This window comes from Nocardioides sp. JCM 18999 (genome assembly GCF_055391175.1).
In genome coordinates, this window is record NZ_AP043887.1 from 1682594 (window position 1) to 1708375 (window position 25782).

22 protein-coding genes and 2 riboswitches are annotated in these 25782 nt (G+C 71.7%); of the genes, 11 read left to right on the plus strand and 11 right to left on the minus strand.

The genetic code is table 11. From position 1 onward, the window contains the following. Positions 1-16: 16 nt before the first annotated feature. The 4 genes from ACZ5J1_RS08200 to ACZ5J1_RS08215 are packed head-to-tail and all read left to right on the plus strand — an operon-like array spanning position 17 to position 3550. On the plus strand, positions 17-931 hold the full coding sequence (locus ACZ5J1_RS08200; RefSeq protein ID WP_464564221.1) for an ABC transporter permease: 915 nt from the start codon (positions 17-19) through the stop codon (positions 929-931). Next, positions 928-1794, plus strand: coding sequence for an ABC transporter permease (locus ACZ5J1_RS08205; RefSeq protein ID WP_464564223.1), 867 nt, complete (start codon positions 928-930; stop codon positions 1792-1794). Before ACZ5J1_RS08200 ends, ACZ5J1_RS08205 begins: the two co-directional genes overlap by 4 nt. After that, the gene (locus tag ACZ5J1_RS08210) at positions 1791-2759 is read left to right on the plus strand and encodes an ABC transporter ATP-binding protein (protein ID WP_464564225.1); all 969 of its coding nucleotides are present in this window, start codon (positions 1791-1793) and stop codon (positions 2757-2759) included. The genes ACZ5J1_RS08205 and ACZ5J1_RS08210 overlap by 4 nt, the downstream gene beginning before the upstream one ends. Beyond that, positions 2756-3550: an ABC transporter ATP-binding protein gene (locus tag ACZ5J1_RS08215; RefSeq protein WP_464564227.1), complete on the plus strand. Its 795-nt coding sequence runs from the start codon at positions 2756-2758 to the stop codon at positions 3548-3550. The genes ACZ5J1_RS08210 and ACZ5J1_RS08215 overlap by 4 nt, the downstream gene beginning before the upstream one ends. Here ACZ5J1_RS08215 and ACZ5J1_RS08220 read toward each other — a convergent pair. Together ACZ5J1_RS08220 and ACZ5J1_RS08225 are read right to left on the minus strand one after the other, a co-directional pair. Next, entirely contained in the window at positions 3536-4261 is a 726-nt protein-coding gene (locus ACZ5J1_RS08220) for a ZIP family metal transporter (protein WP_464564229.1), read from the minus strand. The two genes, ACZ5J1_RS08215 and ACZ5J1_RS08220, sit on opposite strands and share 15 nt — an antisense overlap. Positions 4262-4266: 5 nt before the next feature. Continuing rightward, complete coding sequence (locus ACZ5J1_RS08225; RefSeq protein WP_464564231.1) at positions 4267-5157, minus strand: patatin-like phospholipase family protein; 891 nt, start codon at positions 5155-5157, stop codon at positions 4267-4269. Between the two features lie 193 nt (positions 5158-5350). Between ACZ5J1_RS08225 and cobN the strand changes: the two genes are divergently transcribed. From cobN to ACZ5J1_RS08245, 4 genes are read left to right on the plus strand one after another with little or no spacing between them, the layout of a single operon-like run. Beyond that, on the plus strand, positions 5351-8911 hold the full coding sequence (cobN, locus tag ACZ5J1_RS08230) for a cobaltochelatase subunit CobN (RefSeq protein WP_464564233.1): 3561 nt from the start codon (positions 5351-5353) through the stop codon (positions 8909-8911). Further along, positions 8908-9636 carry a precorrin-6A synthase (deacetylating) gene (cobF, locus tag ACZ5J1_RS08235; RefSeq protein WP_464564235.1) on the plus strand — a complete coding sequence of 243 codons (729 nt, stop codon included), beginning with the start codon at positions 8908-8910 and terminating at the stop codon, positions 9634-9636. Before cobN ends, cobF begins: the two co-directional genes overlap by 4 nt. Beyond that, entirely contained in the window at positions 9633-11051 is a 1419-nt protein-coding gene (locus ACZ5J1_RS08240; protein WP_464564237.1) for a cobyric acid synthase, read from the plus strand. The genes cobF and ACZ5J1_RS08240 overlap by 4 nt, the downstream gene beginning before the upstream one ends. Beyond that, entirely contained in the window at positions 11051-11809 is a 759-nt protein-coding gene (locus tag ACZ5J1_RS08245) for a cobalt-precorrin-6A reductase (protein WP_464564238.1), read from the plus strand. The genes ACZ5J1_RS08240 and ACZ5J1_RS08245 overlap by 1 nt, the downstream gene beginning before the upstream one ends. Here the strand turns inward: ACZ5J1_RS08245 and ACZ5J1_RS08250 are convergent. Genes ACZ5J1_RS08250 through ACZ5J1_RS08260 form a run of 3 tightly spaced genes read right to left on the minus strand, consistent with a single transcriptional unit; the run spans position 11766 to position 13425 of the window. After that, positions 11766-12395: a hypothetical protein gene (locus ACZ5J1_RS08250; RefSeq protein ID WP_464564240.1), complete on the minus strand. Its 630-nt coding sequence runs from the start codon at positions 12393-12395 to the stop codon at positions 11766-11768. The genes ACZ5J1_RS08245 and ACZ5J1_RS08250 overlap by 44 nt on opposite strands. Next, on the minus strand, positions 12392-13195 hold the full coding sequence (locus tag ACZ5J1_RS08255; RefSeq protein ID WP_464564241.1) for a CbtA family protein: 804 nt from the start codon (positions 13193-13195) through the stop codon (positions 12392-12394). The genes ACZ5J1_RS08250 and ACZ5J1_RS08255 overlap by 4 nt, the downstream gene beginning before the upstream one ends. Beyond that, positions 13195-13425 (minus strand): CbtB domain-containing protein, encoded by a 231-nt coding sequence (locus ACZ5J1_RS08260; protein ID WP_464564242.1) that lies wholly within the window; start codon positions 13423-13425, stop codon positions 13195-13197. The genes ACZ5J1_RS08255 and ACZ5J1_RS08260 overlap by 1 nt, the downstream gene beginning before the upstream one ends. A gap of 2 nt (positions 13426-13427) precedes the next feature. Further along, positions 13428-13582, minus strand: a riboswitch (adenosylcobalamin (AdoCbl) riboswitch). A gap of 85 nt (positions 13583-13667) precedes the next feature. After that, positions 13668-13746, plus strand: a riboswitch (cobalamin riboswitch). A 133-nt stretch (positions 13747-13879) separates the two neighbouring features. On the opposite strand from ACZ5J1_RS08260, the gene ACZ5J1_RS08265 reads away from it, so the two are divergent. From ACZ5J1_RS08265 to ACZ5J1_RS08275, 3 genes are read left to right on the plus strand one after another with little or no spacing between them, the layout of a single operon-like run. Continuing rightward, the gene (locus ACZ5J1_RS08265) at positions 13880-16231 is read left to right on the plus strand and encodes a ribonucleoside-diphosphate reductase subunit alpha (protein ID WP_464564244.1); all 2352 of its coding nucleotides are present in this window, start codon (positions 13880-13882) and stop codon (positions 16229-16231) included. A 41-nt stretch (positions 16232-16272) separates the two neighbouring features. Next, a complete protein-coding gene (locus ACZ5J1_RS08270; RefSeq protein ID WP_464564246.1) occupies positions 16273-17229 on the plus strand; it encodes a ribonucleotide-diphosphate reductase subunit beta in 957 nt (318 codons plus the stop codon). 56 nt (positions 17230-17285) lie between these two features. Then, the gene (locus tag ACZ5J1_RS08275) at positions 17286-18344 is read left to right on the plus strand and encodes a sensor domain-containing diguanylate cyclase (RefSeq protein WP_464564248.1); all 1059 of its coding nucleotides are present in this window, start codon (positions 17286-17288) and stop codon (positions 18342-18344) included. Here the strand turns inward: ACZ5J1_RS08275 and ACZ5J1_RS08280 are convergent. Genes ACZ5J1_RS08280 through ACZ5J1_RS08305 form a run of 6 tightly spaced genes read right to left on the minus strand, consistent with a single transcriptional unit; the run spans position 18320 to position 25700 of the window. Then, complete coding sequence (locus tag ACZ5J1_RS08280) at positions 18320-19003, minus strand: (2Fe-2S) ferredoxin domain-containing protein (RefSeq protein ID WP_464564250.1); 684 nt, start codon at positions 19001-19003, stop codon at positions 18320-18322. The two genes, ACZ5J1_RS08275 and ACZ5J1_RS08280, sit on opposite strands and share 25 nt — an antisense overlap. Beyond that, entirely contained in the window at positions 19000-19920 is a 921-nt protein-coding gene (locus ACZ5J1_RS08285; protein ID WP_464564251.1) for a cobalamin biosynthesis protein, read from the minus strand. The genes ACZ5J1_RS08280 and ACZ5J1_RS08285 overlap by 4 nt, the downstream gene beginning before the upstream one ends. Then, the gene (gene cobT / locus ACZ5J1_RS08290) at positions 19920-20969 is read right to left on the minus strand and encodes a nicotinate-nucleotide--dimethylbenzimidazole phosphoribosyltransferase (RefSeq protein ID WP_464564253.1); all 1050 of its coding nucleotides are present in this window, start codon (positions 20967-20969) and stop codon (positions 19920-19922) included. The genes ACZ5J1_RS08285 and cobT overlap by 1 nt, the downstream gene beginning before the upstream one ends. Further along, positions 20966-23329, minus strand: a complete 2364-nt coding sequence (locus ACZ5J1_RS08295) for a cobyrinate a,c-diamide synthase (protein ID WP_464564255.1) — start codon at positions 23327-23329, stop codon at positions 20966-20968. The genes cobT and ACZ5J1_RS08295 overlap by 4 nt, the downstream gene beginning before the upstream one ends. Next, entirely contained in the window at positions 23326-23940 is a 615-nt protein-coding gene (cobO, locus tag ACZ5J1_RS08300) for a cob(I)yrinic acid a,c-diamide adenosyltransferase (protein ID WP_464564257.1), read from the minus strand. Before cobO ends, ACZ5J1_RS08295 begins: the two co-directional genes overlap by 4 nt. Next, positions 23940-25700 (minus strand): VWA domain-containing protein, encoded by a 1761-nt coding sequence (locus ACZ5J1_RS08305; protein ID WP_464564259.1) that lies wholly within the window; start codon positions 25698-25700, stop codon positions 23940-23942. Before ACZ5J1_RS08305 ends, cobO begins: the two co-directional genes overlap by 1 nt. Positions 25701-25782 lie beyond the last annotated feature (82 nt).

The window sequence follows — 25782 nt, forward strand, 5'->3', positions numbered from 1 at the left end:
ACGACTTCTCGGGGTCGTGATCACACTGCTCGTCGCGTCGTTCCTGGTCTTCGCCTCGATGTACCTCGCCCCCGGCGACCCGGTCGACCTGCTCACGCAGGGTCGCACCTTGTCACCGGAGGCGATGGCGGCGCTCGAGCAGCAGTACGGGCTCGACCAGTCGTTCCTGACGCAGTACCTCGACTGGCTCGGTGCCGTCCTGCGCGGGGACCTGGGGATCTCCTTCCAGTTCCGCGAGCAGGTCTCCACCCTGATCGGAGCCCGGCTCGGCACCACCTTGCTGCTGATGGTGATGTCGCTGGTGGTGATCCTGCTCGTCGGTCTGGCGGCCGGGATCACCGCCTCGCTCAACGCGGGCCGCTGGGCCGACCGGGTGACGCTGGTCGGGACCACGGTGCTGGCCGCCGTCCCGTCGTTCGTGGCGTCGATCCTGCTGATCTCGCTCTTCGCGGTCCGGTTGGGCTGGTTCCCCACGTTCGGCGCCGGTGAGGGTCTGCTCGACCGGATCCACCACCTCGTGCTGCCGGCGATCTCGCTGTCGCTGACCTTCATCGCGCTGGTCGGGCGCGTGACCCGGTCGGCGATGCTCGAGGAGCTCGGACGCGAGCACGTCGAGGTCGCGATGAGCCGCGGGGTCCCCCGCGGCACCGTCGTCCGACGGCACGTGCTGCGCAACGCTCTCGGCCCGATCACGACGATCTCCGGCCTCCTGGTGGCCGGCCTGCTGGTCGGCAGCGCGGTGGTCGAGTCGGCCTTCGGACTCAGCGGGCTCGGCTCGCTGCTCATCCAGTCGGTCAACAAGTCCGACTTCCCGGTCGTCCAGGCGATCGTCCTCATCGTCGTAGGAGCCTTCGTGCTGGTGAACCTCGTCGTCGACCTCGTGCAGCCGCTGATCGATCCGCGCACCCTGGCCGGGGCGGCAGCCCGATGACCGCGATCGCGCCGACCCTGGTCGGCCCCACGCGCTCGGCCCGGCTGCGCGCCTGGGGCGGGAACTGGCTCGTGATCGCCTCGGCGACCGTCCTGATCGCCCTCGTCGTCGCAGCCCTCTTCGCGCCCCTGATCGCCACCCACGACCCCGAGGCGACCGACCTGCGCAACGTCCTCAGCGGGCCGAGCGCCGAGCACTGGCTCGGCACGGACCAGGTCGGCCGGGACACGTTCTCGCGCCTCGTCTACGGCTCCCGGACCAGCCTGGTCGGACCGCTCACCGTCGTCGTGACCGCCACGCTGCTCGGCGCCCTGGTCGGCCTCGTCGCCGGGTGGCGCGGTGGTCGCGTCGACGCGGTGATCAGCCGGATCCTCGACATCGGGTTCGCCTTCCCCGCGCTGCTGCTGGCGATCCTGGCGGTCGCCCTGTTCGGGAAGGGGCTGGTCGCGCCGATCGTCGCGATGGCGCTCGCCTACACGCCGTTCATCGCCCGCCAGGTGCGTGGGATGGTGCTGACCGCCCGGACCCGTCCCTTCGTCGCGGCCTACGCCGTCCAGGGGTTCAGCGGACCCGACATCGCCGTACGTCGGGTGCTGCCCAACATCGCACCGCTGATCCTGGCCCAGGCGACCGTGATGTTCGGCTACGCGCTGCTCGACCTCGCGGCGATGTCGTTCCTCGGTCTCGGCATCCAACCGCCGACCGCGGACTGGGGCGCGATGATCAACGACAGCCGCGGCGCCGTCCTGCTGGGCGAACCGCTCACCGCCGTCGTCGCCTCGACCGCGGTGATCCTCACCGTCGTCGCCTTCAACGTGCTGGGCGAAGAGCTCGGCGACCGAATCGCCAGGAGGGACTCATGAGCGAGCCGTTGCTGAAGATCTCCGACCTGTCGCTCCGCCTTCCCGCGGTGGCCAAGCGCCCGGTGCTGGCGGGGGTCGACCTCCAGGTCCGGGCCGGCGAGGTCGTCGGGCTGGTCGGCGAGTCCGGTTCGGGCAAGTCGGTCACCGCACGCGCCGCGCTGGGGCTGCTCCCCCGGGCCGCGCAGGTCGAGGGCCGTGTCACCGTCGACGGCCTCGACGTGCTCTCCGCCTCACCCGCCCAGCTGCGCCGGCTGCGCACCGAGGACGTCTCGATGGTCTTCCAGGACCCCCGAGCCGGGATCAACCCGCTGCGCCGGATCGGCGAGCACCTGCTCGAGTCGACCCGCTACGCCAGCAAGGGCGACGTGGCCGAAGCCCGGACACGGGCCCTCGACCTGCTCACCGCCGTCGGCCTGCCCGCCCCGGAGCGGCACCTCGAGCAGTTCCCGCACGAGCTGTCGGGCGGGATGCTGCAGCGGGTGATGATCGCCGGCGCCCTGATGAGCTCGCCCCGCCTGCTGCTGTGCGACGAACCCACCACCGCGCTCGACGTCACCACCCAGGCCGAGATCGTCGGGATCCTGCAGCGGCTGCAGCGGGAGCAGCAGATGGGGATGCTGTTCATCACCCACGACCTGGACCTCGCCGCCTCGGTCTGCGACCGGGTCTACGTGATGTACGCCGGGCAGGTGGTCGAGCAGGCTCCGGCGCTCGACCTGTTCCACACTCCGCAGCACCCGTACACCGCCGGACTGATCGGGTCCACCCCACGACTCGAGCAGTCCCACCAGCGGCTCGAGCCGATCCGAGGCACTCCCCTGAGCCTGCTCACCGAACCGACCGGGTGCGCGTTCGCCTCCCGGTGCGACCGGGTCGAGACCCCCTGCACCGCCACCGCACCGGACCTCGTCGCCCACGGCGACCGGGCGAACCGCTGCCTGCTGACCCAGAAGGATGCCTCGTGACCACGCCGCTGCTGGAGGTCGAAGGCCTGCACAAGACGTACCGCACCCGCGGGATCGACGTCGTCGCCGTCCGCGACGCGTCCTTCCGGCTCGAGGCCGGTGGCTCGCTCGGCATCGTCGGCGAGTCCGGCTCCGGCAAGACCACGACCGCCCGGATCGTGGTCGGGCTCGAGCAGCCCGACGCGGGCCGCGTTCTCATCCGCGGGCGTGACGTCGCTGCCCGACAGCGCGGCCGGGCGGCGCGGCTCGAACGGGCCAAGGCGGTCCAGATCGTCTTCCAGGACCCCTACCTCTCCCTCGACCCGCGGGTGCCGGTCGGCACCGCGATCGACCAGGTGCTGCGGTTGCACACCACCCTGTCCAGGAGTGAGCGGCGCACCCGCCTCCTGGCCCTCCTCGAGCAGGTCGGCCTGGGCGAGCGGGAGGCCGCCGCGCTGCCGCGCAGCCTCTCGGGCGGGCAACGGCAGCGAGTCGCCATCGCACGCGCCCTCGCCGTCGATCCGGCCGTGCTGGTGCTCGACGAGGCCGTCTCGGCCCTCGACGTCTCGGTCCAGGCGCAGGTGCTCAACCTGCTCAGCGACATCCGCAGCCGGACCGGGGTCGGGCTGCTCTTCATCAGCCACGACCTCGCCGTGGTCCGGTACGTCTGCGACGACGTCCTGGTGATGAAGTCCGGTGACGTCGTCGAGAGCGGCCCGACGGAGCGTCTGCTGCACCAGCCCGAGCACCCGTACACCCGACTCCTGCTCGCCGCCGTGCCGAACCCGGAACGGCGACTACTGGAGCACTGAGAGCGCGCCGGCGACGAGGAACCCGACCACGGTCAGGAGCCCGACCGAGCGGCCGCCGTGCTCGAACGCCTCGGGCATCATCGAGTCCGCGAGCATGACCAGCACGGCGCCGCCGGCGAAGCCCTGGGCGTAGAGGCCGGTCATCGGCAACGCGTCCGCCACCAGGTAGCCGGCGGCGGCAGTGACGGCGCAGGCGATGGTCAGGGCACCCCACATGCCGGCGATCCGTCGGCCGGTGTACCCGGCGTCCTGGAGGCTGGTCGTCCCGGCCAGACCCTGCGGGACGTTGGAGACGAAGATCGCCGCGACGAAGGCGACGCTGATCGGGCCCCCGGCCGCCAGCCCGATCCCGAGGATCAGCGCCTCGGGAATCCCGTCCAGCAGGGCGCCGATGAACATCGCCGCACCGGAGCCGCCCTCGCTCGACGTGATCCGCTGGCGGTCCTCACCGCCGTTGCCGTCGACGATCCGATCCCCGACGTAGTAGGCGAACGCGCCGACCAGGCAGGAGGCTCCGACCGCGAGCCCGTGCTCCAGGGTCGACTCCGGGATGAGCTCGTAGGCGACGGCACTGAGCATCGTGCCCGCACCGAAACCCATCATCAGACCGACCGCCCGGTTGGACCTGCCCATCGGACCGGCCAACGCCTGTCCCACGAAGAGCGCGGCCGAGGAGAACGCTCCCCAGAAGACCGCGTTCCACACGTCCACGGGGCTCAGAGATCCGCCGCGTCAAGCGCCTGCACGGCCAGCGTGTGACCGAGCTCGATCATCTCCTTGCCGCGATGCAGGTCAAGCGTGCCGGCGGCGTTGCCGGGCACCGAGATCAGCAGGTCCGGCGGGTTGCCGGCCATCCGGTAGCGGATCACCAGCGCCTGGGTGGCGTCGTTGGACAGGCCCATCACGTCCGCGATCTTGATCCCGTTCAACAGCGCGGCGTCCGGGTCCGGTTCCGCGGCCTCGGACGGGGGCCGGCCCAGGCGTTCACGGACCTTGTCCACCATGGTCTCGCGCCACGACGGCTCCGCCTCCTCCTGAGTCGGCAGGGCCGCGGAGTGCGCGAACCGGTTGCCGTGCAGGGAGACCGCGATCGTGATCTCGGCGCCGGCCGCAGCGGTGGGCTCGATCGGCACCGGGTTGAGCACGCCGCCGTCGCCGAGCAGGCGTCCGTTGAGCACGACCGGGGTGAAGACGCCGGGCATCGCGACCGAGGCGCGCAGCGCGGAGACGAGCTCACCACGCTGGAACCAGACCTCACGCCGCGCCCGCAGGTCGGTCGCGACGGCGGTGAACGAGATGTCGAAGTCCTCGATCCGACAGTCCCCGGCGATGGCGTGGATCTCGGCGAAGAGCCGCTCGGCGGTGATCACACCTGGAACGGACAGGTGCGGGTCGACGAGTCGGAGCACGTCACGCCTGCTCAGCCCCGAGACCCAGGAGCTGAACTCGTCGAGGTGACCGGCAGCAGTCATCCCGCCGACCATGGCCCCCATCGACGAGCCGGAGATCGCGACGATCTCGTGTCCTCGACTGCGGATCTCGTTGATCACACCGATATGGGCATAGCCGCGGGCGCCACCGGCACCGAGAGCGAGAGCAACGCGCACGGCGCCCAAGTTACAACCCCGACCGCACGCTAGGCTCCCCTCACACCCGTGCGGCAGGAACCCGGTTCGATTCCGGGGCGGTTCCGCCACTGTGATGTCACGCCGAGACTCCCCGTCTCGTCGGGACGCAGCCAGACACTGCGCACGGGCCGATCCGACCGATACCCGGGGCGAGAACCCCGCAGGAGGAACCGTGCGCATCGCGCTGCTGTCCACGTCCGACACCGATCTGCTCTCCGCACGCGCCAGTGGCGCCGCCTACCGCTGGCTCAACCCGGCCCGGTCCACGGAGGCGGAGCTGACAGCCGCCGTCGGCGATGCCGACCTCGTCGTGGTTCGGTTGCTCGGATCGCCGCACGACCTCTGGCCGGGGGTCCGTGACCTGGCCGCCCCCGTCGTCGTCCTGGGCGGGGAGCAGCAGCCGAGCGCCGAGCTGATGGAGCTCTCCACCGCGCCCATCGGGGTCGCCGCCGAGGCGCACCGCTATCTCGCCGAGGGCGGCCCGGCGAACCTGGCCCAGCTGCACGCCTTCCTGTCGGACACCGTCCTGCTGACAGGTGAAGGATTCGAACCTCCCTCCGCCGTCCCCGAGTGGGGCTTCTCCCGGGAGCCTGTCCCCGGCTTGCCGCGGATCGGGGTGCTCTACTACCGGGCGCACGAGGCCAGCGGGAACAACGCGTTCGCCCACGCCCTGGCCGATGCGATCGATACGACCGGGCGCGCGGTCGGGGTGCCGATCTTCGCCGGCTCCCTCCGCTCGGCACCGGACGCGTTGTACGACGCCCTGGCGACCCTGGACGCGCTGGTCGTGACCGTGCTGGCCTCCGGCGGATCGGTCCCGGCCGGGGCGAGCGCGGGCGAGGACGACGAGTCCTGGGACGTCGCCCGGATGGCAGCCCTCGACATCCCGGTCCTGCAGGGCCTGTGCCTGACGTCGAGCCGCGCCGAGTGGGAGGCGTCCGACGACGGCGTCAGCCCGCTCGACTACGCCACCCAGATCGCGATCCCCGAGTTCGACGGTCGGATCACGACCGCTCCGTTCTCGTTCAAGGAGATCGACGACGAGGGCCTTCCCGCCTACGTCGCCGATCCGGAACGCGCGGCCCGGGTCGCCCGGATCGCCGTCAACCACGCGGTGCTCCGGCACACGCCCAACGCGGAGAAGCGGATCGCCCTGGTGCTGTCGGCGTACCCGACCAAGCACGCCCGGATCGGGAACGCGGTCGGCCTGGACACGCCCGTCTCGGCGATCCGGCTGCTGCGCCGTCTGCGCGAGGACGGGTACGACGTCGGAGCCGGTGAGGTCGCCCGGCTGCTGGACCTGGCCGACGAGACCGCCGCCGGAGACGCGCTGATCCACGCCCTGATCGCTGCCGGCGGCCAGGACGAGGAGTGGCTCACCCAGGCCCAGCTGACCGACGCGCACGTCCGGATCTCCCCTGCCGACTACGCCACCTGGACGGCCGACCTGCCGGGCGACCTGCGTGCGGCGATGACCGAGGCGTGGGGGCCCGCCCCCGGGCAGCTGTTCGTCAACGACGCCAACGAGATCGTGATCGCCACCCTGCGCGCGGGCAACGTGGTGCTGATGATCCAGCCGCCGCGCGGCTTCGGCGAGAACCCGGTCGCGATCTACCACGATCCCGACCTGCCGATCACGCACCACTACCTGGCCGCCTACCGCTGGCTGGAGCACGGGTTCAGGGCCGACGCCGTCGTTCACCTGGGCAAGCACGGCTCGTTGGAGTGGCTGCCCGGCAAGAACGCCGCCCTGTCCGCCTCCTGCGGCCCCGACGCAGCCCTCGGCAGCCTGCCGCTGGTCTACCCGTTCCTGGTCAACGATCCGGGCGAGGGCGCCCAGGCGAAGCGCCGCGCGCACGCCACGATCGTCGACCACCTCGTCCCGCCGATGGCGCGCGCCGAGTCCTACGGCGACATCGCCCGGTTGGAGGCGTTGCTCGAGGAGTACGACAAGATCTCGACGATGGACCCGGCCAAGCTGCCGGCGATCCGCGGGGAGATCTGGCAGCTGATGCACGCCGCCGAGCTGCACCGCGACCTCGGCCTCGAGGAACGGCCCGACGACGAGGAGTTCGACGACTTCCTGCTCCACGTCGACGGCTGGTTGTGCGAGATCAAGGACGCCCAGATCCGCGACGGGCTGCACGTGCTCGGCGCGGCCCCGACGGGCGAGGCCCGGGTCAACCTGGTGCTCGCCATCCTCCGCGCCGGGCAGGTCTGGGGCGGTGTCGGGCATGCGGTCCCGGGCCTGCGGACGGCGCTCGGTCTCGAGACCACCGGGACGGTCGACGTGGACGCCGTCGAGGCGCAGGCGCGGGAGCTGGTCGAGGCGATGGAGAAGGCCGAGTGGGACCCGGCGGCGGTGGCGCGTCTGCACGAGGACCCGGCGGTGCGGCAGGTGCTGACCTTCGCCGCCACCGAGGTGGTGCCACGCCTGGGCCGGACCACCGACGAGCTCGACGCCATCGTCCACGCCCTCGCCGGCGGCTACGTCCCGGCCGGCCCGAGCGGCTCGCCGCTGCGTGGACTGGTCAACGTGCTGCCCACCGGCCGCAACTTCTACACCGTCGACCCGCGCGCGGTGCCGAGCCGGCTCGCCTGGCAGACCGGCCAGGCGATGGCCGACTCCCTGATCGAGCGCTACCTGTCCGAGACCGGCGACTACCCGACGTCGGTCGGGCTCTCCGTGTGGGGAACGAGCGCGATGCGCACGAGCGGCGACGACATCGCCGAGGTGCTGGCCCTGCTGGGCGTGCGTCCGGAGTGGGACGAGCAGTCCCGACGGGTGCGCGAGCTCGTCGTCGTACCGCTCGAGGAGCTCGGCCGGCCCCGGATCGACGTCACCGTCCGCATCTCCGGGTTCTTCCGCGACGCGTTCCCGCACGTGGTGGCGATGCTCGACGACGCCGTCCGGCTGGTCGCCGGGCTCGACGAGCCGGACGACTGCAACTTCGTCCGTGCCCACGCCGAGGCCGATCGGGCCAGCCACGGCGACGAGCGCCGGGCAACGACGCGGATCTTCGGCTCCAAGCCCGGCTCCTACGGCGCCGGGATCCTGCAGGTGATCGAGTCCGGGACCTGGCGCGACGACGCCGACCTCGCCGAGGTCTACACCGCGTGGGGCGGCTTCGCCTACGGCCGCGACCTGGACGGTGTCCCGGCCGCCGACGACATGCGGGCCAACTACCGTCGGATCAAGGTCGCGGCCAAGAACGTCGACTCCCTCGAGCACGACATCGCCGACTCCGACGACTACTTCCAGTACCACGGCGGCATGGTCGCGACCGTCCGCGCGCTGACCGGCTCCGACCCGCGAGCCTACGTCGGTGACTCGACCACGCCCGATGCGATCCGCACCCGGACGCTGGCCGAGGAGACCGCGCGGGTCTTCCGTGCCCGGGTGGTCAACCCGCGCTGGATCTCCGCCATGCAGCGGCACGGCTACAAGGGGGCCTTCGAGCTCGCGGCGACCGTGGACTACCTGTTCGGCTTCGACGCGACGGCCGGCGTGGTGCACGACTGGATGTACGAGAAGCTAGCCACCGAGTACGTGCTCGACGAGACGAACCAGGCGTTCCTGCGGCAGTCGAACCCGTGGGCCTTGCGCGGCATCGTCGAGCGGCTGCACGAGGCGTCCACCCGTGGGCTCTGGGCCGAACCGGATCCCGAGGTGATGGCCGCCCTCCAGCAGGTCTACCTCGAGGTCGAGGGCGATCTCGAGGACCGCGAGTGAGCGCTCCGGCCCGAATCAGCGCGATCGGGATGGGGATGGGTCCGACCCAGCTGACCGCCGAAGCGGTCGACGCCCTGCGGGCCTGCGACTACGTGGTCGCCGCAGCCAAGGGGCCCGACGACGCCCTGCTGGCGGTGCGCCGCGCGGTCTGCCGGGCGTACGGCGTCGAGCTGGTCGTCGTCGCCGACCCGGAACGTGATCGGGACGACCCGGCCGACTATCCGGCGGCGGTGCGGGACTGGCACGACGCACGCACCGAGGCGTACCGGGCGGTGCTGACCGAGCGCGGCGGCCGGGCGGGCTTCCTGGTCTGGGGCGATCCGGCGCTGTACGACTCGACCCTCCGGATCGTGGCCACGCTCGATCCTGAGTTCACCGTCGTGCCGGGGATCAGCGCACCGCAGCTGCTCGCGGCGCGGCACCGGATCGTGCTGCACCCGATCGGCGCGCCCGTGCACGTCACCACCGCCCGCGGACGCGATGCCGCGATCGCCGCCGGACAGACCAACCTCGTCGTGATGCTCACCGGCACCCTCGACCTGACCGGCCTGGAAGACTGGTCGATCTGGTGGGGCGCCAACCTCGGCGCCCCGAGCGAGGAGCTGGTGGCGGGAGTCGTGGCCGAGGTGCGCACCGAGATCGAGACGGCTCGGCGACGGGCCAAGCAGTCCAGCGGTTGGGTGATGGACGTCTACCTCCTCCGCGCCCCGGGAGCTGCCGCGTGAGCGGCCTGCTGGTCGCCGGCACCACCTCGGACGCCGGCAAAAGCGTGGTCACCACCGGTCTGTGCCGGGCGTTCGCCCGGCGGGGCGTCGCGGTGGCGCCGTACAAGGCACAGAACATGTCGAACAACTCGATGGTGTGCGCCGGCCCGGACGGGCGGATGGCCGAGATCGGCCGCGCCCAGTGGATCCAGGCCCTCGCCGCCCGGGTGACGCCCGAGCCGGCGATGAACCCGGTGCTGCTCAAGCCCGGCAGCGACCAGCGCAGCCACGTCGTGCTGATGGGACACCCGTCCGGGGCGATCGACTCGACCAACTGGGAGGCTGGGCGCACCCACCTCGCCCGTGCCGCGCACGCGGCGTTCGACGACCTCGCTTCGCGCTTCGAGGTCGTGGTGGCCGAGGGCGCCGGCAGCCCCGCCGAGATCAACCTGCGCGCCGGTGACTACGTCAACATGGGGTTGGCCCGGCACGCCGACCTGCCGACGATCGTGGTCGGCGACATCGATCGCGGCGGCGTCTTCGCCGCGATGGCCGGCACGCTCGCGCTGCTCGAGCCCGCCGACCAGGAGCTGATCGAGGGCTGGGTGATCAACAAGTTCCGGGGCTCGCTCGGCCTGTTGGAGCCGGGGCTGCGCCAGCTCGAGGAGCTCACCGACCGTCGGGTCTTCGGCGTCCTGCCGTGGGACCCGAACCTGTGGTTGGACTCCGAGGACGCGCTCGACCTCGAGGGTCGGCGCTCCAGCAGCACGGCGGCGACCCGGCGGGTGGCCGTCGTCCGACTCCCCCGGGTCTCGAACTTCACCGACGTCGACGCCCTCGGGCTCGAGCCGGAGCTGGACGTCGTCTTCGCCGCCTCACCGCGCGACGTCACCGATGCCGACCTGATCGTGCTGCCCGGCACCCGGGCGACGATCTCCGACCTGGCCTGGCTGCGCTCCCGTGGCCTCGACACCGCGATCACCGCCCACGCCCGTGCCGGTCGCCCCGTGCTCGGCATCTGCGGTGGATTCCAGATGCTCGGGCGCACGATCGCCGACCCCGACGGGGTCGAGGGGGCTGTGGGCGCCGAGGTGGAGGGCCTCGGCCTGCTGGACGTCCGCACCGACTTCACCCCTGAGAAGCAGCTCCGGCTGCCCGCCGCGGGGTACGAGATCCACCACGGCCGGATGACCCTGGGCGCCGGGGAGGAGTTCCTCGGCGGCGTCCGGGACGGCCACGTCTACGGCACGATGTGGCACGGAGCGCTGGAGGACGACGGCGTCCGCCGCTCGTTCCTGGAGTCGAGCCTCGGCCTCGCACCGTCGGGCGTCTCGTTCCCCGCGGCTCGTGAGCGCCGTCTCGACCTGCTCGGCGACCTGGTCGAGGAGCACCTCGACGTCACGGCGCTGCTCTCGCTCGCCCGGGGCCAGGGCTGATGCGGATCCTGCTGCTCGGCGGCACCAGCGAAGCACGCGACCTCGCCGCCCGCCTGGTCGACGCTGGCTACGACGTGACCAGCTCGCTCGCCGGACGCGTCGCCCGCCCGCGGCTGCCGGTCGGTCCGGTGCGGATCGGCGGCTTCGGCGGGGTCGAGGGACTGCGACACACCCTCGCCGCGGAGGGGTACGACACCGTCATCGACGCCACCCATCCGTTCGCGCAAGGGATGAGCGCCAACGCGAGCTACGCGTGCGCGGTCGACGGCGTCGCGCTCCTCCGACTCGAACGTCCGGGGTGGGGATGGGATCCTCGATGGCACTACGCCAGTGGTCACGACGACGCGGCGATCCTGGCGTCCGGGCTCGGGGTCCGGCCGTTCCTCACGGTCGGGCGGCAGGAGCTGGCCCGGTTCGTCGGACCGTTGGCGCAGCACCGGACGCTGGCGCGGGTGGTCGACGTCCCCGACGTCACGCTGCCGACCACCTGGACGCTGCTCAGCAGCCGCGGGCCCTACACGCTCGACGGCGAGCTCGACCTGATGACGAGCTACGGCATCGACGTGCTGGTCACGAAGGACTCCGGCGGCGCGTTCACCTGGCCCAAGATGGAAGCCGCGAACAAGCTCGACATCCCGATCGTCGTCGTCCGTCGGCCCGTGCCGCGGGACGGCGTGATCACCGTCAACGCGGTAGCGGACGCCGTCGCCTGGATCAGCGCACGCGGCGCGGGAACGCCGCCCACACCGCCAGGCTGAGGGCCAGACCCAGGAGCCCGACGAGGACCACGACGGTGAACCCCTGGCCGCCCGCGGGCGGGTCCCACACGATCCGGCCCGTGATCGCGGTGTCGTGCCCGTCGACCGTGACGGGGATGGACCACGTCGCCACCCGGTGGGCGTCGCCCGGGTCGTCCATCACGGCGGCCGGGAGGCGCTCGCCGTCCCACAGCACGCGATGGTCGGACCAGGCGAACCACCCCGGGTCCTCGACGGCCTGCCAGTCGGCCCCGGCCACCCCGGCCACCCCAGCCACGCCGGTCACCTCGGTCATTTCGGGGTGCAGGTCGCGGGTCGTGGACGAGGCGGCGTTGGTGAACGCAGAATCTCCTTCAAGACGGAGGAAGGGCTCGCCCTCGTAGCCGCGCACGACCGCCCCGACCCCGGGTCGGGCACGGACCGTGATCAACGACCCGTCGGAACGGACCTGGGCCTCGAGGCCGTCCGGCACCGAGGCGACCTCGGTCCGCAGGTTCTCCACCGCGTTGGAACCCGAGTGCGCCGATGCCGGCGACGGCAGCACGAAGGCCGCCGCCGCCAGCAGGGCGAGGGGATGCCGGATCACGCCGCGACGGGCTGGGCGTCGACCTTCGGGGTCGGCGTCAGCACCGCGGTGGCGAGCGGCGCGAAGACCAGGGCGAGCGCGCCCCAGAAGATGCCCTGCGCCGCCAGCGAATAGACCCGGAACTGGGCCAGGAGGTCGGCCGGGAAGCCACCGAGCACCATCGTCCCGTCGGCGTCGAACATCGGGCCCGGCGTCTCGTCGTAGCTCGGCAGGACCGCGAAGACGACGCCCATCACGACGAGGTACGCCGCAGCCATCGCCAGCACCGTCCAGTACATCGACCAGCGCCGGTGCACCTTCTGGCCGACGTACACCGCCAGGAAGAGGAACAGGCACGACAGGAAGACCGTGACCAGGTAGGCAGCGCCCCGCTCCCGGATCGTGTCGTCGTTGCTCACCGCCGGCGGGTTCGCCGGGTATTTCGCGAACGGCACCAGGTAGAGCCCGATGAAGAAGAAGAGCGGCACCCAGAGCGCGAGCTGGAACGGCGGCAGGTTGATCCGGCCGACCGCGATCACGAAGGCCACCGCGACCAGCGCACCCATCGCCGCACCGAAGAGGATCAGGCCGAGGCCCAGCCCCACGTTCATCTGGATGGTGCGGCTGACCAGGTCCGGTCCCTCCGCGGGGACGGCGATCCCTGCCGCCTTGTCGATCGCTGCCTGGGCGGCACCGATCGCGTCCTCGTAACCGATCGACTTCACGATCACCGGCTCCGCGAAGATCCGGGCGAAGACGAACATGAGCATGCCTGAGAAGGCCCCGGCGAGTGCGCCGCGGCCGATGAGTTGGCGTTCCATCAGTGGCAGGGGAAGCCGAGGAAGTGCCGGCCGTCGTGGAAGAACTCGTGCACCATCATCGACTTGCCGAAGACGGAGGTCATGCCCTCGTCGACGCCGATGAAGTAGTAGACGAGCAGCGCCAGGATCGACGTGCCGAGGAGGAGGGCGACCGTCTTGAGGTTGACGTCGACGAGCGGAGTCGCGATCGCACCGGCGGTGGGGGCAGAAATAGCAGACGTGGAAGACACGTGATGCTCCTTCAGGAATACAACGTTCCCGTATGGGCGGACAACGCGTCGTCGGAAGATCTGACTTCGTCCTCTGCCGGGGCAGCGGATCTCACAGTGGCGTGACCGTGCCAGATTCTCACTGGCTTCCTCACGTACGGCGCGTGCCTCGACTGTAGCGGAATCCGGCGCGACACGCCCCCACTAGATGTGGTCCCCGATCCGGGTCGGCCTTCCATATATGGTGCTCCTGCAGCTGAACCAGGGAACCCGGTGAAAGTCCGGGACTGCCCCGCAACGGTGAACCCGTCCCCCTCGTGGAGACGGGTGAGTCCGATACCTGACAGTGCACCCCGTCCGTCGGACGGGGTGGTCCGAGGCCTCGAGGGTGGGCTGACGCCAGGCAGTGGACCGTCATCTCACCGGCCCTGTCCCGTCGTCTCCCTCGTGCCTGACTTTCGAGGGAGAGACCCCCATGATGCATGTCCGCAAACGCAACGGTGATGCCGAGCCCGTTGACGTCACCAAGATCGTCCGGGCCGTCGACCGGGTCGCGTTCGACCTGCCCGACGTCGACCCGATGCGCGTCGCGACCCGCACGATCAGCGGCTTGTACGACGGCGCGACGACCGACGAGCTCGACCGGCTGAGCATCCAGACCGCCGCCGAGATGATCGGTGAGGAGCCGGCGTACTCGAGGCTCGCGGCGCGCCTGCTGGCGGGCTACATCGACAAGGAGGTCCGCAACCAGTCGGTCGCCTCCTTCAGCCAGTCGATCGCGCTGGGTCATGCCGAGGGCCTGATCGGCGAGGAGACCGCCCGCTTCGTCAAGGACAACGCCCGCAAGCTCGACGACGCGATCGACGCCGGCCAGGACCGCAGGTTCGAGTACTTCGGCCTGCGGACCGTCTACGACCGGTACCTGCTGCGCCACCCCACCGCGCGGCTGGTGATCGAGACCCCGCAGTACTTCACGCTGCGGGTCGCGTGTGGCCTGGCGACGAACCCGGCCGAGGCAATCGAGTTCTACGAGCTGATGTCGTCCCTGGCCTACCTGCCGTCGTCCCCGACGCTGTTCAACTCCGGGACCCGGCACAGCCAGATGTCGTCGTGCTACCTGGTGGACTCCCCCAAGGACGAGCTGGACTCGATCTACAGCAGGTACGCCCAGATCGCGAAGCTATCCAAGTTCGCCGGCGGGATCGGGATCTCCTTCTCGCGGGTCCGCGGACGCGGCGCCCTGATCCGGGGCACCAACGGGGCCTCCAACGGGATCGTGCCGTTCCTCAACACGCTCGACGCCTCGGTCGCCGCGGTCAACCAGGGTGGTCGCCGCAAGGGCGCCGCGTGCGTCTACCTGGAGTCGTGGCACCCGGACATCGAGGAGTTCCTCGAGCTGCGTGAGAACACCGGCGAGGACGCGCGACGAACGCACAACCTCAACCTGGCCAACTGGATCCCCGACGAGTTCATGCGCCGGGTCGAGGCCGACGAGGACTGGTCGCTGATCGATCCCGACGTCGCCCCGGAGCTGGTCGACCTGTGGGGGCCGGCCTTCGACGTCCGGTACCGCGCGCTGGAGGCCGAGGGCGCGGTCGTGCGCACCCTGAAGGCCCGTGACCTCTACGGGAAGATGATGCGGACCCTGGCCCAGACCGGCAACGGCTGGATGACCTTCAAGGACGCGGCCAACCGGACCTGCAACCAGACCAGCGACGAGCCGGGCAGCCCGGTGGTGCACCTGTCCAACCTGTGCACCGAGATCATCGAGGTCTCCTCCGACTCCGAGACCGCGGTGTGCAACCTGGGTTCGATCAACCTCGGGCAGCACCTCCTGGGCGACGGGGTCGACTGGGAGAAGCTGCGCGACACCGTTCGCACGGCGGTCCCGTTCCTCGACCGGGTGATCGACATCAACTTCTACCCGAGTGAGGAGTCGGCCCGGTCCAACCCGAACTGGCGTCCGATCGGCCTGGGCCTGATGGGGCTGCAGGACGTCTTCTTCGCCCTCGGACTCCCGTTCGACTCCCCCGCCGCGCTGGAGCTCTCCACCCGGATCCAGGAGGAGATCTACCTGACGGCGCTGGAGGTCTCCGCCGACCTGGCCGTCGCGCACGGCCCGCACCCCGCCTACGCCGGCACCCGAGCGGCGAAGGGCCAGCTGCAGCCGGACCTGTGGGGCGTGACGCCCACGCAGACCGCGCGGTGGGAGGTGCTGCGGGCGAAGGTCGCCGCCACGGGGCTGCGCAACTCGCTGCTGCTCGCGATCGCGCCCACGGCCACGATCGCCTCGATCGCGGGGTGCTACGAGTGCATCGAGCCCCAGGTGTCCAACCTGTTCAAGCGCGAGACCCTCTCCGGCGAGTTCCTCCAGATCAACACCTCGCTCGTCCGCGCACTCAAGGAGCGCGGCCTGTGGACGTCGGAGGTCCGGGAGGCGATCAAGCGGTCCGAGGGTTCGATCCAGGGCATCGAGGCCATCCCGGCCGAGGTGCGGGAGCTCTACCGGACGGCCTGGGAGCTGCCGCAGAAGGCACTCATCGACCTGGCCGCCGCCCGGTCGCCGTACATCGACCAGAGCCAGTCGCTCAACCTGTTCCTGGCGGGGCCGACCATCGGGAAGCTCTCCTCGATGTACCGCTACGCCTGGCAGCAGGGCCTCAAGACGACGTACTACCTGCGCTCGCGACCCGCGACGCGCATCCAGCAGGCGACGACGAACGTCGCGACCAGCGTCACTCCGGTCGTCCCGACCCTGACCATCACCGACGAGGAAGCGCTCGCGTGCTCCCTCGAGAACCCCGAAAGCTGCGAGGCCTGCCAGTGAACATGCTGCTCGATCCCGGAATGGATCTGACCCTGCGTCCGATGCGTTACCCGCACTTCTTCGACCGCTTCAAGGACGCGATCAAGAACACCTGGACCGTCGAGGAGATCGACCTCCACACGGACCTGAAGGACCTGGCTCGGATGAGCCCCGCCGAGCGGCACCTCATCTCGCGACTGGTGGCGTTCTTCGCGACGGGCGACACGATCGTGGCGAACAACCTGGTGCTCAACCTGTACCAGCACGTCAACTCCCCCGAGGGTCGGCTCTACCTGAGCCGGCAGCTCTTCGAGGAGGCCGTCCACGTGCAGTTCTACCTGAACCTGCTCGACACCTACGTCCCCGACGAGGCCGAACGGTTCGAGGCGTTCGCCGCAGTGGAGAACATCCCGTCGATCAAGCACAAGGCGGATTTCTGCTTCACGTGGATCGACTCCTTGGGCGACCTCAAGACCCTCGAGACCAGGGAGGACCGCAAGGCCTTCCTGCTCAACCTGATCTGCTTCGCCGCCGTGATCGAGGGGCTCTTCTTCTACGGTGCGTTCGCCTACGTCTACTTCCTGCGTTCGCGTGGCCTGCTCAACGGGCTGGCCTCGGGGACCAACTGGGTCTTCCGCGACGAGTCGATGCACATGGCGTTCGCCTTCGACGTGGTCGACACCGCCCGCGCGGAGGAGCCCGACCTGTGGGACGACGACCTCGCCCAGAAGGTGCGCCAGATGCTGATCGAAGGCGTCGACGCCGAGGCCCAGTTCTCCGAGGACCTCCTGGGTCAGGGAGTGGCCGGTCTGTCGACCGCGGACATGCGCTCCTACCTGGAGTTCGTCGCGGACCGCCGGATGGAACGCCTCGGTCTGCCGATCATCTACGGATCGGCGAACCCGCTCGCGTTCATGGAGCTGCAGGACGTCCAGGAGCTGTCGAACTTCTTCGAGCGGAAGGTCTCGGCCTACCAGGTCGGTGTCACCGGCACGGTGGACTTCGACGAGGAGTTCTGACGGTCCGAAAGGATCATTTGCCCGCGACGGCATGCCCCGTGTGATGTGATCGGGGCATGCCGTCGCACCTCAATCTCGGTGACGTGCTCGGTGCCACGCGGCTCGTCCATGAACACCTCGACCTGGCCGCGACGCTCCAGGCGATCGTCGACAACGTGCCCGCCGCCACCGGCTTCACCGCCGCCTCGGTCGGGCTGCGGCGACCGGACGGAGACTTCGAGAACGTGGCCGTGCACGGCGGTCCGGACGTCCGCGAGGCCCTGCTGGGCCAGGTCCTCGCCGCCGCCCAGTGGGAGAGCATCCTGGAAGCTGCCGCCGACTGGGACGGGCTCTACTTCGTGCCGCACGACCGGGTCGTCGCCCTGGAGGGCCTCCCGACCTGGCGCAGCGACGAGCTCCCGACCGAGGGTCCGCAGGCCTGGCACCCGGACGACCTGCTCTGTGTCCCCCTGCTGACGGGCTCGGCCGGGCTCCTCGGGTTCCTCAGCGTCGACATGCCCCGCGACCGGCTGCTGCCCAACCCGTCGGCGCGCGAGATCCTCCGCCTGTTCGCCGAGCACGCCGCGGCGGCGTTGGAGAACGCCCTCATCCGAGCCGACATGGCAGCCCACCGCGAGCGGCTGGAGTGGGCGGCCCACCACGACCACCTCACCGGACTGCGCAACCGCACGGTGCTGGAGGACTCGTTGCCGGCGATGTCCGTCGTCCCTGACCAGCTCCTGCTCGCCTGTGTGCTCGACTTCAACGGGTTCAAGCGGATCAACGACACGGCGGGTCATCGCACCGGGGACGAGGTCCTGGCCCAGGCCGCCGCCCGGATGGGCGAGGCGATGCAGGAGGGCGAGGTGCTCGCCCGGCTCGGCGGTGACGAGTTCCTGGCGGCGAGGTTGGTGCCGAGCAACGCCGATCCCGCTCAGGTCGCAGCGGCGCTCGTCGCCCGTCTGCGGGCGGTCTTCGCCGAGCCGTTCGTCGTCGGCGGGACCGGCTGGCGCCTCGACGTCAGCATCGGCACCGCGCACCGGGCGACCCCCGTCGATCCGGCAGCGGTGATCGCCGAGGCCGATCGCGCGATGTACGACGACAAGCGGACCTACGCGTCGCGCCGCAACCGGTGACTCGCGACCGGCCGACCGGCCACGAAGTGCTCGGCCACGATCGCTGAGGCGGTCTCGGCATCGACGTGGCCGTACCAGACGTCGTCCGGTTGCACGCTGATCACCGGAGCCTGGTTGCAGGGGAACTGGCATCCGGTGTGAACGAGCAGGACGTCGCTGTCGCCGAGGTTGTGCTCGAGCATCCCGAGGATGAGCCCCCGCATGGCGCTCTCGGCGCCCTTGGCCGTGCACCGAGGTCCGCGGCAGATCATCACCTGGTGCCGGTGGCCGGTCACGTTCTCCCACGCCTCGGACGTCAGCCCCGGCTCGGCGCCGGTGATCGACTTCGTCTCGGGGAGTACGTCGCCCACGGAGCCGGGTCCGCCCGCGAGCTGGGTCGCCACCCGGATCTCGGGCTTCACGCCGGCGCGCTCCCGCCACCAGTGCGCGGCGATCCGGCGCAGCCAGCTGTGCCCCGGCGCGAGCGGGCCGGTGCTGACCCCGACCAGGGTGATCGCGGTGGCACCGGCATCAGCCAACCGGGTCAGCTCCGCGCTGAGGGACGGCTCGGCCATCTGGAGGAACGCGGTGGTGCCACCCCGGTCGGCGGCGGCCGCGAGCAGCAGCTCACGCCGGTCGACGTCGGAGACCGACATCCCGACGAGCACCAGCGCGCTCATCGGCGCACCCCCGCCAGCGCGGTCGCCGCAGCCACCAGCGCCGCTCCCCATCCGATCCGACGCGCCAGCTGGGTCGCGGCCGGGATGTCGGCGGGCGAGACGGCACGGCCGTCGCCCATGATCGCCCGGTGCTCGACCCGGGTGCCGTAGTAGGTGTTCGTGCCGCCGAGCCGGACGTCGAGCGCGCCCGCGAACACCGACTCCACCACGCCGGCGTTGGGGCTCGGATGCGCGGCGGCGTCCCGGCGCCAGGTCGCCCAGGCGGCCTCGGCGCGCGCCGGCGCCGCGGCCAGGCCGAGCAGGCCGGTGAGTCGGGAACCGGGCAGGTTGGCGACGTCGTCGAACCGGGCGGCGGCCCAGCCGAAGTTCTCGTACCGGGCGTTGTGGTGGCCCACCATCGCGTCCAGGGTGTTGGCGGCCCGGTATCCCAGCAGCCCGGGGACTCCGAGGAGGCCGCCCCAGACCAGCGCCGCGACCACCGCGTCGGAGGTGTTCTCCGCGACCGACTCGACCACGGCCCGTGCGACCTCGGAGTCGGTGAGGTCGGCGGTGTCCCGACCGACCAGCCGCTTCACCTGCACCCGCGCCGCCGGGAGGTCACCGGCCTCGAGCAACCGGTGCACCGTGAGGGCCTCCCGCTCCAAGGAACGCCCGCCGAGCACGGCCCAGGTCGCGACGGCGGTGACGACGGTGCGGCGCAACGGGCCGCCGCGGTCGGCCACCACCCCGAGAGCCGCAGCGCCACCGACCAAGGCGACGGCGAATCCGACGCCGCGCAGCCGCGAGTCGTCGTACATCCGTTCCTCGAGCCGCCGGGCGACCCGACCGAAGCCGGCGACCGGATGGAACCGCTGCGGATCACCGAGCATCCGATCGGCGGCGAACCCGATCAGGAGGCCGGCGGCTCGAGCGAGCATCAGGCTCCGAGCTCGGACAGGAGCGCGACGTCGCGCAGCAGGGCGGCGGCGCTGCGCACGACCGGGACCGCCGCCACCGCACCGGAACCCTCACCCAACCGCAGGCCGAGGTCGAGCAGCGGCTCGAGCCCGAGGTGCTCGAGCGCGAGGGTCTGCGCGGGTTCGGTCGAGCGGTGTCCGGCGGCGAACCAGGCGGCCGCCCCGGGTTCGATCCGGTCGGCGGTGAGCGCGCACGCGACGCTCATCAGGCCGTCCAGCAGGACCGGCACGCCCTCCTGGGCGGCGGCGAGCAGGTAGCCGGTGGTGGCGGCCAGATCAGCCGAGCCGAGGCTGGCGAGGGTCGCAACCGGGTCCGCGGTGCGCGACCCGGCGCGAGCCAGCGCCGCGTCGATCACGGCGGTCTTGTGGATCAGCGCGGCGTCGTCGATCCCGGTACCTCGACCGACGACCTCGCTGGCGGGCAGGCCCAGGGCGGCGGCGATCAGGGCCGACGCGGGCGTGGTGTTGCCGATCCCCATGTCGCCGCTGATCAGCAGCTGGGCGCCTGCGGCGATCTCCTCCCGAGCCACGGCGGCACCGGCCGCGAGCGCGGCGCGGGTCTGCTCGTCGGTGAGGGCGTCCTCGAGATGGATCGCGCCGGAGCCGCGCCGGACCTTGTACGCCGTCAGGGCGCTGCGGGTCGCCTCGTCGAGGTCCTCGAAGTCCTCGTCGACGCCGAGGTCGAGCACGCGCACGGCCACCCCGTGGGCGCCGGCGAGCGCGCTGACGCCTGCCTTGCCGAGCAGGAAGGTGCGCACCATCGCACCGGTGATCGCCGGCGGGAACGCCGAGACGCCGTGGGCGGCGACGCCGTGGTCGCCGGCGAAGATGACGAGCCGGACGTTGTCGACCGGCGCCGGCGGGACCTGACCCTGGCAGGCGGCGACCCAGACGCCGAGCTCACCCAACCGACCCAGCGCACCGGGCGGCGTGGCGAGGGAGGCGAGGCGCTTGGCCGCATGGTCGCGAGCGATCTCGGACGGGGCGGAGACGCTGTGGGAGGTGGTCATCGGGGGTTCCTATCGAGTGCGGTGAGCAGAAGTGCGGTGGTCTCGGGTGGTCGGACGGCGATCCGGATCCAGGTGTCGTCCAGGCCGGGGAACGTGTCGGCGCGCCGAACGGCGATCCCTGCCCGACGCAGCGCCTGGTGGGTGCCGGCTCCGGGTCGGGCGAGGACGAACGAAGCGTCCGAGGCGATGTGGTCGATCCCGCGTCGGGTGAGTCCGGCCTGGAGCTCGCCCCGCCAGGCGGCGATCCGCCGGGCGCGTGCCTCGGCCTCAGCGGTCGCGGCGTCGGAGCTGCAGGCGACCATCGCGGCGATCGCGGGCGCCGCCACCGACCAGGGTGTCTGCACGGCGCGCAGCTCCTCGACCAGTGCGGGGTCGCCGACGGCGTAACCGGCGCGGATGCCGGGGATGGACCAGTGCTTGGTCAGGCTGCGCAGCACGACCAGGCCGTCGTGCCTCGTGCCTGCCAGGGCCTCGCGTTCGCCGGGCACCGCGTCCATGAACGCCTCGTCGACGACCACGACCCGACCAGGTCGGAGCAGTCGAAGGAGGTCGCTCCTCCGGTGGAGGACCCCGGTCGGGTTGGTCGGGTTGCCCACGACGACGAGGTCCGCGTCGGCGGGCACGGCATCGGGGTCGAGCCGGAACCCGTCGTCGGCTCGGCAGTGCACGGGGGTGACGCGGTGGCCGGCCTGCTCCAGCGCGGCGTGCGGTTCGGTGAACTGCGGATGGATCACCACGGGACGCTGCCAGCCGCGCATCCGCGCGATCAGGGTGAACGCCTCGGCCGCTCCGGCGGTCGCGAGCACCTCGGCGGGCGGGCGGCGGTGCCGCGCGGCGATCGCAGCCGTCGCGGCGGTGGCGTCCGGGTAGGCCCCGACCTCGGCGAGCGAGCCGGTGAGGGCGTGGTCGAGCCAGGACGGTCGCGGACCGTCGTACACGTTGACGGCGAAGTCGACCAGGCCCACGCCGACCTCGGCGTCCCCGTGGTGCTGGAGGTCCGGGACCGAGGTGTAGGCGTGGGCCGCGTCGGCGAACCGCTGCGCCAGCTGAGGGTGCCCGGCCCAGTGAGTGTGCAGGTAGGAGGCGTGCAGCGCCGGTCCGCCGAACCCGATCGGCTCGCCCTCGACCTCCCACGCGGGCTGGTCCCCGACGCCCGGGACCGCGGCGGTGCGGTGGAACTCGTGCCCGGTCACCTGCTCCCCCGCCCGGGTGAGGAGGGTGTCGGTCGGCGCGGTGGCGGTCGGGTAGCGCAGCGTGAGGGCCTCGGTCATCGCCGCCGCGGTCGGGACCGCGCCCACCATCGGTACGTCGTCGAGGGACCGGGCGAGGTAGAGCAGCCCGGCACACTCGGCGACGGTCGGGAGTCCGGCGGAGACTGCCTCACGGACCTGGGCGAGGAGGCCGGTGTTGCCGGCGATCTCGGCCGCGTGCACCTCGGGGAACCCGCCACCCAGGTAGAGGCCGCTGGTGCCGGGCGGCAGTGTCCGGTCGGTGAGGGGGTCGAAGGCGACGACCTCGCACCCCGCGGCGACGAGGAGCTCCTCGGTCTCGGGATAGCGGAACGTGAACGCCCGTCCGCCCGCGACGGCGATCACCGGACGGTGCTGACGCGCCGGGGAGCGCACCTCGACGGTGGGGTCCCACGGCTCGGCGTCCAGATCGGGGGCGGACCGTGCCACCTCAATGAGGGCCGCCAGGTCGAGGTGCTCGGCGACCCGGGCGCCGAGGCGGTGGACGAGCGCCGTGGACTCGTCGCGTTCGCCGGCGGGGACGAGACCGAGGTGCCGCGACGGGGCGGACAGGGTCTCGTCGCGCGGGAGGCGGCCGAGCACCGGCAGGCCGGCGTCGGTCAGCGCGGCCTCGATCTCGGCGGTGTTGCGCGCCGACCCGGTGCGGTTGAGCACGACCCCGGCGATCCGCACCGTCGGGTCGAAGGCGGCCATCCCGACGGCGATCGCGGCGGCGGTGCGTGACATCCGGGCGACGTCGAGGACGAGCACGACGGGCGAGCCGGTCAGCGTGGCGACGTGGGCGGTGGAGGCGAACCCGTCGGCGCCGAGCCGGCCGTCGTACAGGCCCATGACGCCTTCGATGATCGCGACGTCGACCGGTGTCGGCGTGCTGGCGCCGTGCAGCAGGAGCGGAACGATCCGTTCCGCGCCGACCAGGTGGGGATCGAGGTTGCGGCCCGGGCGTCCGGTGGCGAGCGCGTGGAAGCCGGGGTCGATGTAGTCGGGGCCGACCTTGTGGCCGCTGACGACGTGGCCGGCGGTGCGCAGGGCGGCCATCAGTCCGGTCGCGATCGTGGTCTTGCCCGACCCGGTCGACGGGGCTGCGACGACGAGCCGCGGGAGCCTCACCACTCGATCCCCCGTTGACCCTTCTGACCGACCTCCATCGGGTGCTTGACCTGGGTCATCTCGGTGACCAGGTCGGCGGCGGCGACCAGGCGCGGGTCGGCGTTGCGTCCGGTGATCACGACGTGCTGGTGGCCGGGACGCTCACGCAGCGTGGCGACGACGTCGTCGACGTCGACCCAGCCCCAGGTCATCGGGTAGGTGAACTCGTCGAGCACGAGCAGGTCGTGGGTCTCCTCGGCGAGGCGGCGCTTGATCTCCTCCCACCCCTCGGCGGCCGCTCGGGCATGGTCGTCAGCGTCGCCGGCCTTGCGGGTCCAGGACCAGCCGGCGCCCATCTTGTGCCACTCGACCGGGCCGCCCTCGCCGGTCTCGAGGTGCAGTGCTCCGAGGCGTTCGAGGACGGTCTGCTCCCCGATCCGCCACTTGGCCGACTTCACGAACTGGAAGACCCCGATGTTCCAGCCCTGGTTCCAGCCGCGCATCGCGAGCCCGAACGCGGCGGTCGACTTCCCCTTGCCGGGGCCGGTGTGCACCATCAGCAGCGGCCGGTTGCGCCGTTGCCGGGTGGTCAGGCCGTCGTCGGGGATCATGCTCGGCTGTCCCTGCGGCATCAGGCCACCTCGCCCTCGCCCAGCAGCGTGCCGAGGGCATCGGCCGGCAGGTGGGTCGCGCCGAGGCGTTCGGCCAGCCGCTCGGCGAGTCCCAGTCGCATCGGACCGGTCTCGCTGTCGAGCACGAACGTGGTGACGCCGAGCGCGGCGATCCCGTCGGCGGCGACCAAGGGGTCTCCCCCGCCGGTCGCGCGGCCGTCGGTGACCACGATCAGGAGCGGCCGCAGCGACGGGTCGCGACGCCGTTCGCGGACGATCACCCGTGCAGCCTCCTCGAGCCCCGCGGCCAGCGGCGTGCGTCCTCCGGCGGGCAGCGTCGCGAGCCGGGCAGCGGCGATGTCGGTGGAGCGGGTCGGGGGCAGCAGCAGCTCGGCGCCCTGCCCGCGGAACGTGATCAGTCCGACCTTGTCGCGGCGACGGTAGGCGTCGAGCAGGAGCGAGAGGACCGCGGTCTTGACCTGGGTCATCCGCTTCCGCGCGGCCATCGAGCCCGACGCGTCGACGCAGAAGAGGATCAGGTTGGCCTCGCGCCCTTCACGCACAGCGGTGCGCAGGTCGACGGGTCGCAGCTCGCGTCGCCCCGCCGAGGCGGCCGCCTTGATCGTCTCGACGAGGTGCAGGCCGCCCGTGCTTCCGGGACGGGCCCCGATCCGACGGCCCGTGCTCGACAGGGCGCGGCTGCGCTTGCCCGCCGATCCCCCTCCGACGCCTTGGACCGTCAGCAGCTTCGGTCGGTACGGCGCCGCGGCGGCCACCACGGAGTCGCTGGTCTCACCGGAGCCTGCGGGGGTGCGCGTGTCGGAGTCCCCGGGCTCGGACGACGTCGTTCCTTCGTCCTCCGACGACTCCGGAGACTCCGACGACTCCGGCAGCGGGGGTGCTGGCGGTTCCGGCTCCGGTTCGGGCGAGTCGTCGCCGAGCAGCTGGTCGAGCAGCTCCTCGTCCATGCCGGGAGCGTCGAACGGGTTCCGGCGCCGCCGGTGCGGCAGGGCCAGCAACGCGGCGGCCCGGATGTCGGCACGCTCCACCGTGTCCCGGCCGGCCCACGCCGCGTGAGCGACGGCCGTGCGGGCGGTGACGATGTCGGCCCGGAGGCCATCGACCTCGAAGGCCGCGCAGATCTCGGCGATCTTCAGCAGCGCCGCTTCGTCCAGGCGGACCGTCGCGAGTCGCCCACGCGCGTCGGCGATCCGACCGGCGAACCGCGCCTCGTCCTCGGCGAACCGCGACGCGAAACCCGCCGGGTCGGCGTCGAACGCCATCCGCCTCCGGACCACCTCCGCGCGCAGCGCCGGGTCCCGCGGGGCGGCGACCTCGACGGTGAGTCCGAACCGGTCGAGCAGCTGAGGCCGCAGCTCGCCCTCCTCGGGGTTCATCGTGCCGACCAGCACGAACCGGGCGTCGTGCTCGACGGAGATGCCGTCGCGTTCGACGGTGACCCGACCCATCGCAGCCGCGTCGAGCAGCAGGTCGACCAGGTGGTCGTGCAGCAGGTTGACCTCGTCGACGTACAGCAGGCCGCCATCGGCGCGGGCCAGCAGCCCCTTCTCGACCTCGATCGTGCCGGCCGTCAGGGCCTGCTCGAGCTGGATGGAGCCGATCACCCGGTCCTCGGTGGCGCCGATCGGGAGCTCGACCAGGGGCGGGTGCAGGGCGCCGAGGGCGCGGACGGCAGTGGACTTCGCGGTGCCCTTCTCGCCTCGGATCAGGACGCCACCGATCTGCGGAGAGATCGTGGTCAGGATGAGGGCGAGCGCCATCTGGTCGGGCTGCCCAGACTGTTCAGGGTGAGCGCCGACGAGGGCAGAAAAGGGGTACGTAGATCGCATGTGAGGCTCCCGC

Excerpts from the sequence above, each read along its gene's own strand:
- ACZ5J1_RS08265 (WP_464564244.1), top strand. The coding sequence starts at position 13,880 with ATGATGCATGTCCGCAAACGCAACGGTGATGCCGAGCCCGTTGACGTC.
- ACZ5J1_RS08245 (WP_464564238.1), top strand. The coding sequence starts at position 11,051 with ATGCGGATCCTGCTGCTCGGCGGCACCAGCGAAGCACGCGACCTCGCC.
- ACZ5J1_RS08275 (WP_464564248.1), top strand. The coding sequence starts at position 17,286 with ATGCCGTCGCACCTCAATCTCGGTGACGTGCTCGGTGCCACGCGGCTC.
- ACZ5J1_RS08285 (WP_464564251.1), bottom strand. The coding sequence starts at position 19,920 with ATGCTCGCTCGAGCCGCCGGCCTCCTGATCGGGTTCGCCGCCGATCGG.
- ACZ5J1_RS08280 (WP_464564250.1), bottom strand. The coding sequence starts at position 19,003 with ATGAGCGCGCTGGTGCTCGTCGGGATGTCGGTCTCCGACGTCGACCGG.
- ACZ5J1_RS08305 (WP_464564259.1), bottom strand. The coding sequence starts at position 25,700 with ATGGCGCTCGCCCTCATCCTGACCACGATCTCTCCGCAGATCGGTGGC.
- ACZ5J1_RS08255 (WP_464564241.1), bottom strand. The coding sequence starts at position 13,195 with ATGGAACGCCAACTCATCGGCCGCGGCGCACTCGCCGGGGCCTTCTCA.
- ACZ5J1_RS08270 (WP_464564246.1), top strand. The coding sequence starts at position 16,273 with ATGCGTTACCCGCACTTCTTCGACCGCTTCAAGGACGCGATCAAGAAC.
- ACZ5J1_RS08210 (WP_464564225.1), top strand. The coding sequence starts at position 1,791 with ATGAGCGAGCCGTTGCTGAAGATCTCCGACCTGTCGCTCCGCCTTCCC.
- cobT (WP_464564253.1), bottom strand. The coding sequence starts at position 20,969 with ATGACCACCTCCCACAGCGTCTCCGCCCCGTCCGAGATCGCTCGCGAC.
- ACZ5J1_RS08205 (WP_464564223.1), top strand. The coding sequence starts at position 928 with ATGACCGCGATCGCGCCGACCCTGGTCGGCCCCACGCGCTCGGCCCGG.
- cobO (WP_464564257.1), bottom strand. The coding sequence starts at position 23,940 with ATGCCGCAGGGACAGCCGAGCATGATCCCCGACGACGGCCTGACCACC.